12 protein-coding genes are annotated in these 14,250 nt (G+C 55.3%); 9 read left to right on the top strand and 3 right to left on the bottom strand.

Annotated features, from left to right (window positions below; translation table 11 throughout):
- Nucleotides 1–18: 18 nt before the first annotated feature.
- From ispG to ACI2J2_RS20365, 7 genes are all read left to right on the top strand, one after another.
- Nucleotides 19–1,140: a flavodoxin-dependent (E)-4-hydroxy-3-methylbut-2-enyl-diphosphate synthase gene (gene ispG, locus ACI2J2_RS20335; RefSeq protein ID WP_209638342.1), complete on the top strand. Its 1,122-nt coding sequence runs from the start codon at nucleotides 19–21 to the stop codon at nucleotides 1,138–1,140.
- A 138-nt stretch (nucleotides 1,141–1,278) separates the two neighbouring features.
- A complete protein-coding gene (gene hisS / locus ACI2J2_RS20340; protein ID WP_209638340.1) occupies nucleotides 1,279–2,553 on the top strand; it encodes a histidine--tRNA ligase in 1,275 nt (424 codons plus the stop codon).
- 13 nt (nucleotides 2,554–2,566) lie between these two features.
- A complete protein-coding gene (locus tag ACI2J2_RS20345) occupies nucleotides 2,567–3,187 on the top strand; it encodes a YfgM family protein (protein WP_404760718.1) in 621 nt (206 codons plus the stop codon).
- Between the two features lie 11 nt (nucleotides 3,188–3,198).
- Entirely contained in the window at nucleotides 3,199–4,380 is a 1,182-nt protein-coding gene (bamB, locus tag ACI2J2_RS20350; protein WP_209638338.1) for an outer membrane protein assembly factor BamB, read from the top strand.
- 186 nt (nucleotides 4,381–4,566) lie between these two features.
- On the top strand, nucleotides 4,567–6,051 hold the full coding sequence (gene der, locus ACI2J2_RS20355) for a ribosome biogenesis GTPase Der (protein ID WP_209638336.1): 1,485 nt from the start codon (nucleotides 4,567–4,569) through the stop codon (nucleotides 6,049–6,051).
- A 98-nt stretch (nucleotides 6,052–6,149) separates the two neighbouring features.
- Nucleotides 6,150–7,106 carry an AEC family transporter gene (locus tag ACI2J2_RS20360; protein ID WP_265556692.1) on the top strand — a complete coding sequence of 319 codons (957 nt, stop codon included), beginning with the start codon at nucleotides 6,150–6,152 and terminating at the stop codon, nucleotides 7,104–7,106.
- A gap of 120 nt (nucleotides 7,107–7,226) precedes the next feature.
- Nucleotides 7,227–7,448: a zinc ribbon domain-containing protein gene (locus ACI2J2_RS20365; protein ID WP_209638332.1), complete on the top strand. Its 222-nt coding sequence runs from the start codon at nucleotides 7,227–7,229 to the stop codon at nucleotides 7,446–7,448.
- A gap of 4 nt (nucleotides 7,449–7,452) precedes the next feature.
- On the opposite strand, the gene ACI2J2_RS20370 is transcribed toward ACI2J2_RS20365, so the two are convergent.
- The 3 genes from ACI2J2_RS20370 to ACI2J2_RS20380 all read right to left on the bottom strand — a co-directional run bounded on the left by ACI2J2_RS20370 (nucleotide 7,453) and on the right by ACI2J2_RS20380 (nucleotide 10,137).
- Nucleotides 7,453–7,794 (bottom strand): protealysin inhibitor emfourin, encoded by a 342-nt coding sequence (locus ACI2J2_RS20370; protein WP_209638330.1) that lies wholly within the window; start codon nucleotides 7,792–7,794, stop codon nucleotides 7,453–7,455.
- Nucleotides 7,791–8,819 (bottom strand): M4 family metallopeptidase, encoded by a 1,029-nt coding sequence (locus ACI2J2_RS20375; protein WP_404760719.1) that lies wholly within the window; start codon nucleotides 8,817–8,819, stop codon nucleotides 7,791–7,793. The genes ACI2J2_RS20370 and ACI2J2_RS20375 overlap by 4 nt, the downstream gene beginning before the upstream one ends.
- 235 nt (nucleotides 8,820–9,054) lie before the next feature.
- The gene (locus ACI2J2_RS20380; protein ID WP_209638327.1) at nucleotides 9,055–10,137 is read right to left on the bottom strand and encodes a LacI family DNA-binding transcriptional regulator; all 1,083 of its coding nucleotides are present in this window, start codon (nucleotides 10,135–10,137) and stop codon (nucleotides 9,055–9,057) included.
- A gap of 365 nt (nucleotides 10,138–10,502) precedes the next feature.
- Here ACI2J2_RS20380 and ACI2J2_RS20385 point away from each other — a divergent pair, with 365 nt between their 5' ends.
- Nucleotides 10,503–11,810 carry an MFS transporter gene (locus ACI2J2_RS20385; protein ID WP_404760720.1) on the top strand — a complete coding sequence of 436 codons (1,308 nt, stop codon included), beginning with the start codon at nucleotides 10,503–10,505 and terminating at the stop codon, nucleotides 11,808–11,810.
- Nucleotides 11,811–11,821: 11 nt separating this feature from the next.
- Nucleotides 11,822–14,188 (top strand): TIM-barrel domain-containing protein, encoded by a 2,367-nt coding sequence (locus ACI2J2_RS20390; protein ID WP_404760721.1) that lies wholly within the window; start codon nucleotides 11,822–11,824, stop codon nucleotides 14,186–14,188.
- Nucleotides 14,189–14,250 lie beyond the last annotated feature (62 nt).

The following is a 14,250-nucleotide window of genomic DNA, read 5'->3' on the forward strand; positions in this document are numbered from 1 at the left end:
AACAATGGAGAGTAAGTAATGCATAACCAAGCGCCCATCAACCGTCGAAAATCAACGCGAATTTACGTCGGCAATGTGCCTATTGGTGATGGTGCGCCGATTGCCGTGCAATCGATGACTAACACCCGTACCACCGATGTTGAAGCAACGGTTAATCAGATCAAAGCGCTGGAGCGTGTGGGCGTTGATATTGTCCGCGTTTCAGTTCCCACCATGGATGCCGCTGAGGCGTTCAAGCTGATCAAGCAGCAGGTTAACGTGCCGCTGGTCGCTGATATCCACTTCGATTACCGCATTGCGCTGCAAGTTGCTGAATACGGCGTTGACTGCCTGCGCATCAACCCAGGCAATATCGGTAACGAGTCGCGTATCCGTTCAGTCGTGGACTGCGCACGCGATAAAAATATCCCGATCCGTATCGGGGTAAATGGTGGCTCGCTGGAAAAAGACATCCAGGAAAAGTACGGCGAACCTACGCCGGAAGCGCTGCTCGAATCTGCCATGCGTCACGTGGATATCCTCGATCGTCTCAACTTTGACCAGTTTAAAGTTAGCGTCAAGGCATCCGATGTGTTCCTGGCCGTGCAATCCTACCGCCTGTTGGCCGCACGCATCGATCAACCGCTGCATCTGGGCATCACCGAAGCGGGCGGTGCTCGCAGTGGCTCAGTGAAGTCGGCAATCGGTTTGGGGCTGCTGCTGTCAGAAGGCATTGGCGATACCCTGCGTATTTCATTAGCCGCCGATCCCGTAGAAGAAGTGAAGGTCGGTTTCGACATTCTGAAATCTCTGCGTATTCGCGCTCGCGGCATTAACTTCATCGCGTGCCCAACCTGTTCACGCCAGGAGTTTGACGTTATCGGCACGGTGAACGCGCTGGAACAGCGTCTGGAAGACATCATCACCCCGATGGACATTTCAATTATCGGTTGTGTGGTCAATGGCCCGGGCGAAGCGTTGGTTTCCACGCTGGGTGTAACCGGTGGCCATAAAAAGAGCGGCTTCTACGAAGACGGTGTGCGTCAGAGAGAACGCTTTGACAACGAACAGATGATTGACCAACTGGAAGCCAAAATCCGCGCCAAGGCGTCGATGATGGATGAAAGCAATCGCATCGCGGTCAACTTGCTGGAAAAATAAGCATTATATCGATACGGCGGGCTTTTTAGCCCGCTTGTTTATGAACCCGGGAGCAGAACGCTGTATTCGCGTTGAATACAGGGCGGCAAAGTCCCTATAATCGGGTTCATTTTTATAGACAACGGACAGAGAACTCACGTGGCAAAGAACATTCAAGCCATTCGCGGCATGAACGACTACCTGCCGGAAGAAACGGCATTATGGCAGCGTATTGAAGGCATCCTGAAACAGGTGCTTAGCGGCTACGGTTACAGCGAAATCCGCTTGCCGATTGTAGAGCAGACCCCGTTATTCAAACGCGCGATCGGCGAAGTGACCGACGTCGTAGAAAAAGAGATGTATACCTTCGACGATCGCAACGGCGAAAGCCTGACGCTGCGTCCAGAAGGGACTGCTGGCTGCGTACGCGCCGGCATTGAACATGGTCTGCTGTACAATCAGGAGCAGCGTCTGTGGTACGTCGGTCCGATGTTCCGCTACGAGCGCCCGCAAAAAGGCCGTTATCGCCAGTTCCATCAATTGGGTGCAGAAGTGTTTGGCCTGCAAGGCCCGGATATCGACGCCGAGCTGATTTTGCTCAGCGCCCGCTGGTGGAAAGCCCTGGGCATCTCCGAGCACGTCAAGCTGGAGCTGAACTCTATCGGTTCGCTGGAAGCGCGTGCGAACTACCGTGATGCTTTAGTGGCGTTCCTGGAACAGCATCAAGAGAAGCTGGACGACGATTGCAAACGCCGCATGTACAGCAACCCGCTGCGCGTTCTGGACTCGAAAAACCCGGAAGTGCAGGCGCTGTTGAACGACGCGCCACGTCTTTCCGAGTACCTGGATGAAGAATCCAAGGCTCACTTCGACGGCCTGTGTGAACTTTTAGCTCAGGCGGGTATCCCATATACCATCAATGAACGCCTGGTGCGTGGTCTGGACTATTACAACCGTACCGTATTTGAATGGGTGACCAACAGTTTGGGGGCTCAGGGTACGGTGTGTGCCGGTGGTCGTTATGACGGGCTGGTCGAACAACTGGGCGGGCGTGCAACGCCGGCTGTCGGTTTCGCGATGGGCCTGGAGCGTTTGGTGCTGCTGGTTCAGGCAGTTAACCCAGAGTTTAAAGCCGCGGCGACCATTGACGTGTACGTGATCTCCTCCGGTGCCGGTACCCAAAGTGCGGCGATGCAGTTGGCTGAACGTGTGCGTGATGAGGCGCCACAGCTGAAACTGATGACCAACTACGGTGGCGGCAACTTTAAGAAGCAGATCACCCGTGCAGACAAGTGGGGCGCGCGCATTGCTCTGATCCTGGGCGAGAACGAAGTCGCGGCCCAGCAGGTTGTCGTCAAAGACCTGCGCAGTGGTGAACAAGAAACGCTGGCGCAAAGCGAAGTCGCTGCGCGCCTGGCTTTGATGTTAGGTTAAGGAGAAGGACACCGTGGAAGTCTATACCACTGAAAACGAACAAGTCGACGCCGTGCGTCGGTTCTTTGCCGAAAATGGCAAAGCGCTGGCAGTGGGCGTGGTGCTCGGAATTGGTGCCCTGGTCGGCTGGCGTTACTGGCAGAGCCACGAAAATGCCAACATGATGGTTGCGTCCCAATCCTATCAGGAAGCCAGCGATCGTCTGGCTGACGGTAAGCCGGACGACGTGGCCGCTGCGCAGAAGTTTGCTCAGGCCAACAGCAACAGCTACGGCGTGCTGGCCTCGCTGGAGCTGGCGAAGCATTTTGTTGAGCAGAATGACTTTGCCAAAGCGGATCAACAACTGGTGCTGGCTCAAGGTCAGACCAAAGACGAAAACCTGCTTGCGATAATCAATCTGCGTCTGGCTCGTGTTCAGATGCAGGAGAAAAAGCTGGATGACGCGCTGGAAACGCTGGATGGCGTGAAAGGCGAAGGCTGGGCGGCGATGGCGCAAGATACGCGCGGCGACGTGCTGTTGGCTAAAGGTGACACCAAAGGTGCACGCGAGGCTTACAGTAAAGGCATTGAGTCTAACGCTTCTCAGGCGCTGCAGGTTCTGCTGCGCATGAAATTGAATAACTTGTCCAGCTAAGGGGAATTCCCATGCAATTGCGTAAAACACTCTTGGTCGGACTGGTTTCCGTTGCCTTGTTGAGTGGTTGCTCACTGTTTAACAGTGAAGAAGACGTGGTTACCATGTCGCCGCTGCCGAAAGTTGAAAATCAGTTCACGCCAAACAAAGCGTGGAGCACCTCGGTGGGTGATGGTATTGGTGAGTTTTATTCTCATCTGCGTCCCGCTTTCCAGGACAACACTATTTATGCCGCCGATCGCCATGGCATCGTGAAAGCGCTGGACGCGGACAGTGGTAATGAAAAGTGGAAGGTCGATCTCTCTGAGAAAACCGGTTTCTTGTCCAGCAACCTGCCGGCGCTGCTGTCAGGTGGCATGGCGGTAGCCGGCGACAAAGTCTATGTTGGCAGTGAGAAAGCCGTCGTTTACGCACTCAATACCGCAGATGGTAAAGTGGCGTGGCAGACCAAGGTTGCCGGTGAAGCGATTTCGCGTCCGGTGATCAGCGACGGTATGGTACTGATCCACACCTCGAACGGTTTGCTGCAGGCGCTGAACGAATCTGACGGTGCGGTGAAGTGGACAGTTAATCTGGATATGCCTTCGCTGTCACTGCGCGGTGAGTCTGCACCGGCCGTTGCCTTTGGCGCAGCCATTGTTGGCGGTGATAACGGCCGCGTCAGCGCAGTGCTGATGCAGCAGGGCCAGTTGATCTGGCAGCAACGTATTTCTCAACCGAGCGGCGCGACTGAAATCGATCGTTTGAACGATGTCGACACGACGCCGGTGATTGTTGAAGGCGTTGTCTACGCATTAGGTTACAATGGTAACCTGACGGCGTTGGATCTGCGTTCCGGTCAGATCATGTGGAAGCGTGAACTGGGCTCCGTGAACGATTTCATCGTTGATGCCGGTCGCATCTACCTGGTGGATCAAAACGACCGCGTAGTGGCGTTGAGCACCGAAGGCGGCGTGACCGTGTGGACGCAGAGCGATTTGCTGCACCGCAACCTGACCCCGCCAGTCATGTATAATGGTTTCCTGGTGACGGGTGACTCTGAAGGTTACTTGCACTGGATCAACACCACGGACGGCCGTTTTGTTGCTCAGCAGGAAGTGGACAGCTCCGGCTTCCTGTCTGCACCGATGGTCGCTGGCGATAAGCTGGTCATCCAGGCGAAGGGCGGAAAAGTTTACGCTTTCACCCGATAACGCCGATCGTCGCAACCTTTTCAGTACCCAAAATTTCGGGGTGCAGTCAACGCCGCTGCGACACGAAAGATAAAGGGGAAAACGGCTCCTGAGGGTTCAGGGGCCGTTTCGTATTTTATAAGCTGCACTCTTGGTGTCTATCCATAGTGCAGTAACGCATTGATTATTAAGTAATGAGGCTTCACAATGATACCTGTCGTCGCGCTAGTTGGGCGCCCGAATGTGGGTAAATCCACCTTGTTTAACCGTTTAACACATACGCGCGATGCGCTGGTGGCGGATTTCCCCGGGCTAACGCGAGACCGCAAGTATGGTCGTGCAGAAGTTGAGGGTAATGAATTTATCATCGTCGATACCGGCGGTATTGACGGTACCGAAGACGGCGTTGAAACACGCATGGCCGGTCAGTCGCTGTTGGCGATCGAAGAAGCAGACATCGTGCTGTTCATGGTCGATGCCCGCGCCGGTCTGATGCCTGCCGATCTCGGCATTGCCCAGCACTTACGTAACCGCCAGAAGGCCACCTTCCTGGTCGCGAACAAAACCGACGGTATGGATCCTGACATGGCCACCGCCGATTTCTACTCGCTGGGCCTGGGTGATGTGCATGCGATCGCCGCTTCCCACGGCCGTGGTGTCGCGCAGTTGATCGAACACGTGCTGGTGCCGTTTGTTGGTGAAAAGCCGGAAGAAGTTGAGCTGACTGAAGAAGAGGCTAACGCCGCTTATTGGGCTGAGCAAGAAGGTGAAATACCAGCAGACGAAGAAGAGCCGGAAGACGACTTCAACCCGCAAGATTTGCCGATCAAACTGGCTATCGTTGGCCGCCCTAACGTGGGTAAGTCCACACTGACTAACCGTATCCTCGGCGAGGAACGTGTTGTGGTGTACGACATGCCGGGCACCACTCGTGACAGCATTTATATCCCGATGGTACGCGACGAACGCGAATACGTGTTGATCGACACCGCCGGGGTGCGCAAACGCGGCAAGGTAACGGAAACCGTAGAGAAATTCTCAGTCATCAAAACCCTGCAAGCGATCGAAGACGCTAACGTGGTATTGCTGGTGGTGGATGCACGCGAAGGCATCTCCGATCAGGATCTCTCGCTGCTTGGCTTTATCCTCAATAGTGGGCGCTCACTGGTGATTGCGGTCAACAAGTGGGACGGCATGAGCGAGGAAGATCGTGATCACGTGAAAGAGATGCTTGATCTACGCCTGGGCTTTGTTGATTTCGCCCGTATTCACTTCATTTCTGCGCTGCACGGTAGCGGTGTTGGCAATCTGTTCGTATCGATACTGGAAGCCTACGAGTGTGCGACCCGTCGCGTGAACACCTCAATGCTGACCAAAATCATGCAGATGGCTGCCGACGATCACCAGCCACCGCTGGTGCGTGGCCGCCGCGTGAAGCTGAAATATGCGCACGCCGGTGGTTATAACCCACCGATTGTCGTGATCCACGGCAACCAGGTGACGGATCTGTCCGATTCGTACAAACGTTACCTGATGAACTACTTCCGTCGTTCTTTGAAGGTGATGGGTACGCCAATCCGCATCCAGTTCAAAGAGGGTGAGAACCCGTTTGCCGGCAAGCGTAACCTGCTGACGCCGAACCAGATGCGCAAGCGTAAACGCTTGATGAGCCACCTGAAGAAAAGCAAATAATCAGTATGAGGGGCGCGGTAGTGATACCGCGCCCCTTTTTTATTGGTCTGAAATCGTTTTATTATCCGTAGATTATCGCCATCAGCTGAAGGAACGCCATGTCCTGGGAAACCTGGAGTTTTGCATTCAACGTCACCGTACCGAATCTCTTAATGATGTTGTTGGGCATACTGTTACGCCATTGGCGTTTGATGGACGATCGCTTTATCGACGGTGCTACCAGGTTGGTGTTCAATTTGGCGTTGCCCTGCCTGCTGTTCTTTAGTATCGCCACCAACCACCCGCAATTGTTGGGCAACCTGCCGCTGGTGATCTTTGGCGCGGTTGGGACCTTGGCCACTTTCTTGTTACTGGAGATGGCGGCGGTGTGGTTGGTTAAGGAGCCGCGCGAACGGGGTGTGTTCGTGCAAGGTGGCTTCCGCGCCAATACTGCCATTGTTGGATTGGCATACGCCATGACGGCCTATGGCAGCGAAGGGATCGCGCTGGGCTCGCTATACCTGACGGTGACGGTGATCCTGTTCAACGTACTGTCTGTAATTACGCTGACGCGCAGCTTACAAGGCGGGCAGGGGAAGCGCATCAGCCGCTTATCGCTGTTGCGCAGCATAGTGACTAACCCGTTAATCATCGGTTTGGTGTGCGGTCTGGTGTATGCGCAGACGGGCTTGGGTATTCCGCAAGTGATCAAGCAGACCGGCAGTTATATCTCTGCACTGTCGCTGCCGCTGGCGTTGCTGTGTACCGGTGCCAGTCTTGATCTGCGCGCCATGTTCCGTTCTTCCAATGTGGCGGCGCTGTCCTCGTCGGCCAAGCTGTTCGTGGTGCCGATGCTGATGACCCTCGGCGGTTGGTTGTGCGGTTTTCACGGCGCGGCGTTGGGGATTATTTTCCTTTTCTCGGCCACGCCAACCGCCTCCGGCAGTTATGTGATGACGCGCGCTATGGGTGGCAACGCGACCCTGGCAGCAAACATTATCGCCATCACCACGGTGGGTTCGTTTTTCACCACCGCGCTGGGAATATACTTCTTACGCTCATGGGGCGTGATCTAACGCCTGCACACCAGGCTATTTTAATGGCCACTCTGGGATTGCGGTAGCGCTCGCGACGGGCTGCCCGCACTCAAATTGGCTGCGACAATGACGCCTATTGATTAGGCTTCGGGAGTTTTTATGGAAGCGCACTGTCCGCAATGCGATCAAACGATGGAGTGGATGAAGGGTCACTACCATTGCGCCGCCTGTAACAGCGACTACCAGCAGTTGGCCACTTGCCCGGATTGTGGGCAGCCGTTGCAAGAGCTGAAGGCCTGCGGTGCGGTGGACTACCTGTGCCAGAACGGCCACGGGCTGATATCCAAAAAGCGGGTGTTATTCAGTTATCAGCCGTTGTAAGCATTCACTCATCCACTTGTCCGGTCTTCCACAGATCGACCAGCGCCTGTGGGGCGTTGGTTTCAGGAATTAACAACACGATTTCGCTGCTCAGCGTTTGGCTGTAATAGTTTATCTGCACGCGAAAATAGCGTTGGTCACCGCAGCCGGGCGAATCCGGTTTGCCTTCTTCTTGCGCGTAGGGCAGCGTCTGGTTCAACAACTGGTTTAGGCGCTGCCGTTGTTCCGGCGTAATGTCGGCCAGCGCAATGCGCCGCTGGCCTGCCAGTTTGGGAATAAAGGCAAAGCCACCTTCACGTGCCAGCTCAATGACGGTGTCCTGATTGAGCGCCGGTAAAGGTTTCACTCTTCCACTCCTACCTGGTGCCAAGCCTGCTGTACCTTGTCCGCAACCGTGCTGTCGAAGCGCTGTTTAGCCTGTTTCACCGTGGTACGCGCAAAGGTGGCGAAGTCAGCGTCCTGCGGCAGTGCCTTATCGCAAAGCGTGTCATACCAGATATAACCGGCTTTCTCCCAGGCAAAACCCCCTAGGGCGGTTGCCGCCAGATAAAAAGCACGATTGGGAATGCCGGAATTAAGGTGGACGCCGCCGTTATCTTCTTTGGTCTGGATATAGTCTTTCATGCTGGCCGGCTGCGGATCTTTCCCCAGCAGTGGATCGTCATAGGCAGTGCCAGGTGCCGACATTGAACGCAGGCCTTTACCGTTGATGCTTTTTGCCAACAGCCCCTCGCCAATCAGCCAGTCGGCTTTGTCAGCAGTTTGCTGCAGATGGAACTGTTTGACCAGGGAGCCGAACACGTCAGACAGAGACTCATTCAGCGCGCCGGCCTGCTGGAAGTAAATCAACCCGGCTTCGCTTTCAGTCACACCGTGCGCCAGTTCGTGGCCAACCACGTCGATGGCGATGGTAAAGCGGTTAAAGATCTCCCCGTCACCGTCGCCGAAGACCATCTGCTGGCCGTTCCAAAAGGCGTTCTGGTATTCCTTACCGTAATGCACACTACCGGTCAGCGGCAGTCCCTTATTGTCCAACGAGTTGCGCTTGAATGCTTGCCAGAAGAAATCGTAGGTGACACCCAGATAGTCATAGGCTTCGTCCACCGCTACGTCATGATTACTGGCCTGGCCCTCATTACGCACCTGTTTGCCGGGCAGTTGAGTGCCGTTTTCGGCATCAAAAATATCGCGGATGACGACGCTGGCGCGGGAGGTTTTCGCACCGGGTGCGCGCAGCGGCTTGTTACCGAGCAGGCTCTGGACATGGTTCAGGGTGTGCAATGCGCAGTCGCGCTGCGGCAGGCTGCCGTGTTCAATGATGCGTCGCAACATATAGGGGGGGATGACCGATCGCGCTGTCAGGCTTGGCATAGTGGCTCTCCTTAGGCAAAAGAATTCCCGGTTGTCTTTCTAGCGACTGCGTTTACATCTGTTCCCGACAGATTTGTCGCCCCAGTTACTGTTGGGGGCGAATAAATTCGCCCTGATGAGTGTGGGCGCAGCATATAGCGCCCCAACATTAAAATATGAAGATAAGCGAGCTGATCGCCGGGCTGTCGCGTGAAAGCTATAGGGTATCTATAAAGATTCTGCCACTAAGTGTAGTTCAGACATCGTAAAGGCGGTGATCGTGAGTGCTCACCGCCGGGCTGGTTTTATGGGCACTGATGCGTTTGACCGACGCGCGTACCGCCAGCTTGCCGTGCAGCAGCAGGTTGCACGGTGGCGCATCGGCCCGCAGCATGCGGCGCTGGAGTAGCTGAATGGCCTCATAGCCCAGTTCGTCGCGTGGCACATGTACCGAGGTGAGGGGAACGTCGTGAATCTCTGCCAGATTAAAACCATCGGTGCTCATTACCGAAATATCGCCTGGCACGCTCAACTGCAATGTGTTGAGCGCCTTGACTGCGCCAACGGCCATGTAATCGCCACCGGCGAGAATGGCCGTGGGTAGCTGCGAACGGTCGCTGACCCGGTTGATAAAGGTGGTAAGCGCTTGTTCAGCCTCTTCGCTGCCAAAACCAGAGGTTGTCACCAGGTGGCGCCCATCATCAAAGGCGATATTATGCCGCGCGAAGGCGTGCTTAATGCCTGTCAGCCGCAGCTCCATGGTGTGTCGGCGCAGGCATTGCAGGTTAAGAATATGGCTGTGTCCCTGCTGGATCAGATAGTTGGCAGAAAATTCCCCAATCAGTTGATGGTCGGGTGAGACGCTATCGAGCCGCATTTGGCGGTCAGTGCAGTTAATCAAGACGCAGGGTTTGTTCAGGTCGGCGGCCAATTGATGAATGTGTTCATCATCGATGCCGATAATCAGCGCGGCTTGTGTCTGCGGATCGCTCATTTTTTCCAAAAACAGTGCGCCGTCGCTGTGCAATTCTTCGAGCCCGCAATAGCGGATACGCACCTCATGTTCCGCCAATGCGGCGGTGATCCCCTGGATCACCTTGTAGTAAAAGATGTCTGTACGAACGTCAAAAGCACGCTGTGGGGCAAAGACCATGACGCTGTTCAGCATCAGTCGCCCGCTGGATATCCCTTGCAGGATGCCATTTTGTTGCGCGCAGGCCAGCACCTTCTGGCGGGCCTCGGCGCTGGTGTTGGATTTGCCCGCGAGTACGCGTGAAACGGTGCTGATCGATAGCCCCGTTTGGTGGGCGATTTCCTGTATTTTCAGCTTTCCGTTCATTCTGTGATCTCCTTCAAATTTGGCTGTGAAAATATTTTCACAGTGTTTTTTCAGCGTACTGTCAGGTTTCTCTCGCCATTATGGCGATCTTTCAGCCTATGCATGAAAATTTTTGCAAAAAACTACGTTTCGCTCTCGTTCTCTGCTAGATAGTCTGAATTGGTATGCCAACTTTATAGATTTATCAGTCCAATTACTCGACTGAATTATAAATAAAATGAAAATAAATCATGTGGTTGTGATCATGGTGCACCCGTCTCTCTGAAGTGCAACGCCGTTTTCACCGATCCATACCTTCAATACCAAAACGTACCCTACCAAAAAACGCGCTGTTTCACCGGGCAGCCGTTGTGGAGAGCAGACAGATGAGTGTGGAAATTAATCAGACGACCGTGGCGAGCGGTCGGCGCAAATTTAAATCTCTGCGCTGGTGGATGCTGGCGCTATTTTTACTGGGTGTAACGGTTAACTACATCACCCGCAACTCGCTGGGTATTCTGGCACCAGAGTTGAAAACCAGCCTGAATATGACCACCGAGCAATACTCCTGGGTCGTTGCGTCTTTCCAATTGGCCTATACGGTGTTTCAACCCATTTGTGGTTGGTTGATCGACGTGATCGGCCTGAAAATGGGCTTTTTAATCTGCGCCAGTATCTGGGCAGTGGTCTGCATGATGCATGCCGGGGCGGGTACCTGGGTGCAGTTGGCTATCTTGCGGTTCTTTATGGGCGGCGCGGAGGCGGCGGCGACACCTGCTAACGCCAAAGCGATTTCTGATTGGTTCCCCAAAAAGGAACGGCCAATTGCCGCCGGTTGGGCGGGGGTCGGTTTTTCTATTGGTGCCATGTTGGCACCGCCGATCATCGTGATCGCTCACGTTTCTTTTGGTTGGCAGGGGGCCTTTTTGTTCTCTGGCGCGTTGGCGCTGATCTGGGTGGTGCTGTGGTGGCTGTTCTACCACTCACCGCAACAACATCCCAATTTGAGCCAGCAGGAGCTGGATCTGATCCGCGAAGATAACGAGCCCGTGTTACCCAGATTACCCTTCTTCAAGTCTCTGGCCATTTTGTGCCGTAACAAGAAGTTTTACGGTATCGCTATACCAGCTTTTCTCGCCGAACCCGCTTGGGCGGTGTTCAGTTTTTGGGTTCCGCTCTACCTGGCCACTGAACGCGGCATGGACTTAAAACACATCGCCATGTTTGCCTGGTTGCCATTTCTGGCGGCGGATATCGGCAGCGTTGCCAGTGGTTATCTCACGACGCTGTACCGCAAATGGTTCGGCTGTAGCCGGGTCAACTCGGTGGTTGCCAGCTCGGTCACTGGCGCATTTATGATGGTTTCGCTGGCGTTTGTCGCGATCACTAAAGATCCCTACGTGGCGATCGCCCTGATCTCGATCGGCGGTTTCGGCCATCAGGTGATCTCCTGCATGCTCAGTGCGCTGGTGGTGGAGTCGTTCGATAAAAACCAGATGGCGACCGTCAACGGCATGCGCGGCTCCAGCGCCTGGATCGCCAGCTTCCTGTTCACGCTGCTGATTGGTGCCGTCTCCGATACTGTCGGCTTCAATCCGCTGTTTATCGCCATGGGCTTCTTCGACCTGATAGGCGCCCTGTTCCTGATTGCTTTGATCGCCGAACGCGGCGGCAAAAAAACACGTAATAGCTAAGTTGGATGCCTATGAAAACCTTAAAGAATTGGACGTTGGCGGGTCAGTACGCCGATCGCATTGAGTTGTTGGTCGACGAGCGCCACTTATTTTGCCTGTACGTGCTGGAAAACAACCTGTTTCGCGTGTTGATCAAACGCAACGGAGAGCTGGCACTGGATCGTACCTGGAGCATTGCGCCGGAAAATGATGTGCCGTGGGAAGGGCGCGATCGGTTAAGCGTGGCGGGTTTCGGCTTGCCGGGTTATCAGATGCAGCAGCAAGGCGATCGTTTGGTCGTGGCAACGCCAATGTTACGCGTTACCGTACATCAGCCGCTGTGGCTGGAGTGGGAACATTGCAACGCCGCCGGAGAATGGCGGCCATTGGCGGCCGATCGCCCCACCAGCGCTTACCTGCTTAATCCACAGGGTGACGGCGTGGCTCATTATCAGCGCCGCTATGCCCGCGAGCGTTACTATGGCTTGGGTGAAAAGGCCGGAGACCTGGAGCGCAGTGGACGCCGTTTTGAAATGCGCAACCTGGACGCGATGGGGTATAACGCAGCCAGTACGGATCCGCTGTACAAGCATATTCCGTTCACCATCACCCGTGGTGAAGAGGCCAGCTTTGGGTTGTTTTACGACAATCTGAGCAGCTGCTGGCTGGATCTGGGCAACGAGATAGACAACTACCATCTGGCTTATCGTCGTTACCAGGCCGAAGCGGGGGATCTGGATTATTACCTGTTCCTCGGGCCAAGGGTGTTGGATGTGACCAAGGCATTTGTGCGCCTGACGGGGAAAAGCCACTTCGGGCCGAAATGGAGTCTGGGCTACAGCGGTTCCACCATGCACTACACCGATGCGCCGGACGCCCAGCAGCAGTTGCAGCAGTTCATCGCCTTGTGCAAGCAGCACGATATTCCCTGCGACTCGTTCCAACTGTCTTCGGGCTACACCTCGATCGGCAACAAGCGCTACGTGTTCAACTGGAACTACGACAAGGTGCCGCAGCCGAAGCTACTGAGCCAGGCGTTCCACGACGCCGGGTTAAAACTGGCAGCTAACATCAAGCCGTGCCTGTTGCAGGATCACCCGCAGTATCAGCAGGTGGCAGAGCAGGGGTTGTTTATTCGCGATTCTGAATGCGATCGGCCGGAGCGCTCCAGTTTTTGGGATGATGAGGGGTCACACCTCGACTTCACTAACCCGGCGGCGGTGCACTGGTGGCAACAGGGCGTGACGCAGCAGTTGCTGGAGATGGGGATCGATGCCACCTGGAATGACAATAACGAATACGAAGTGTGGGACGGGGAAGCACGTTGCCAGGGTTTCGGCCGACCGATTGCCATCAAGCATATTCGGCCGGTGATGCCGTTGCTGATGATGCGCGCGTCGATGGAGGCTCAGCAGCGCTTTGCCCCCACGCTGCGCCCCTACCTGATCTCACGCTCCGGCTGTGCAGGCATGCAGCGCTATGTACAGACCTGGAGCGGAGACAACCGCACCAGTTGGCAGACCTTGCGTTATAACATACGCATGGGATTGGGGATGAGCCTGTCCGGGCTGTATAACCTGGGGCACGACGTTGGCGGTTTCTCTGGCGACAAGCCGGACGCCGAACTCTTGGTGCGTTGGGTACAAAACGGCGTGATGCATCCGCGTTTCACCATTCACTCCTGGAACGACGACGCCACGGTTAACGAACCCTGGATGTACCCGGCTGCCACCCCGGCGGTGCGCGAGGCGATCAACCTGCGTTACCGATTGATGCCGTATTTCTACACGCTGCTGTGGCAGGCCAGCGCGGATGACGAACCGATGCTGCGCCCGACCTTCCTGGACCATGAGCATGATGAACAGACGCTGAAAGAAACCGATGACTTTATGATTGGCCGCGATCTGCTGGTGGCTAGCGTCGTGGAGCAGGGGCAGCGTCAGCGACCGGTTTATCTGCCGGATAACGGCGATGGCTGGTATTGCTTTTACAGCGGCCAATGGTTCACTGGCGGCCAGACGGTGGTGTTGGAAGCCCCGCTGGAACGTTTGCCGTTGCTGGTCCGTGCTGGAGCGGCATTGCCGCTGTCATCCCGGTTGGCGCATGTTGACGTGGAGGCAGACGATCGACGTGAGCTTAAACTGTATCCACTAAAAGGCTGTGGCAGCACTTCAGGGCTGTTATTTGAAGATGACGGGGAAAGTTATGGCTGGCAGCGGGGCGACGCGCTGTGGCTGCGCTGGGAGATGCTTAGTGACAATCAACGCATCATGCTGAACATCACCACCGAAGGGCGGTTCAAACCGGCATGGCGCACTTTGACCTTCAGTTTGCCTGCCGGAGAAACGCGCGAGCTGTGGATCAACGGTGTACCGGGCGACAGTTTTACGTTGGAATAGGGCGGTTATTGGGCTGCGCGCTTCTTGCGTAATGCTGGTCAGTTAGCGTTTTTCTGCAGGTA

It is taken from the genome of Serratia sp. NPDC087055, from assembly GCF_044900985.1.
In the GTDB taxonomy this organism is placed as follows: Bacteria; Pseudomonadota; Gammaproteobacteria; order Enterobacterales; family Enterobacteriaceae; genus Serratia.

Coding starts and splice junctions, on each gene's coding strand:
- ACI2J2_RS20390 (WP_404760721.1), top strand. CDS start 11,822: ATGAAAACCTTAAAGAATTGGACGTTGGCGGGTCAGTACGCCGATCGC.
- ACI2J2_RS20360 (WP_265556692.1), top strand. CDS start 6,150: ATGTCCTGGGAAACCTGGAGTTTTGCATTCAACGTCACCGTACCGAAT.
- ACI2J2_RS20365 (WP_209638332.1), top strand. CDS start 7,227: ATGGAAGCGCACTGTCCGCAATGCGATCAAACGATGGAGTGGATGAAG.
- ACI2J2_RS20375 (WP_404760719.1), bottom strand. CDS start 8,819: ATGCCAAGCCTGACAGCGCGATCGGTCATCCCCCCCTATATGTTGCGA.
- der (WP_209638336.1), top strand. CDS start 4,567: ATGATACCTGTCGTCGCGCTAGTTGGGCGCCCGAATGTGGGTAAATCC.
- ACI2J2_RS20380 (WP_209638327.1), bottom strand. CDS start 10,137: ATGAACGGAAAGCTGAAAATACAGGAAATCGCCCACCAAACGGGGCTA.
- ispG (WP_209638342.1), top strand. CDS start 19: ATGCATAACCAAGCGCCCATCAACCGTCGAAAATCAACGCGAATTTAC.
- ACI2J2_RS20385 (WP_404760720.1), top strand. CDS start 10,503: ATGAGTGTGGAAATTAATCAGACGACCGTGGCGAGCGGTCGGCGCAAA.
- bamB (WP_209638338.1), top strand. CDS start 3,199: ATGCAATTGCGTAAAACACTCTTGGTCGGACTGGTTTCCGTTGCCTTG.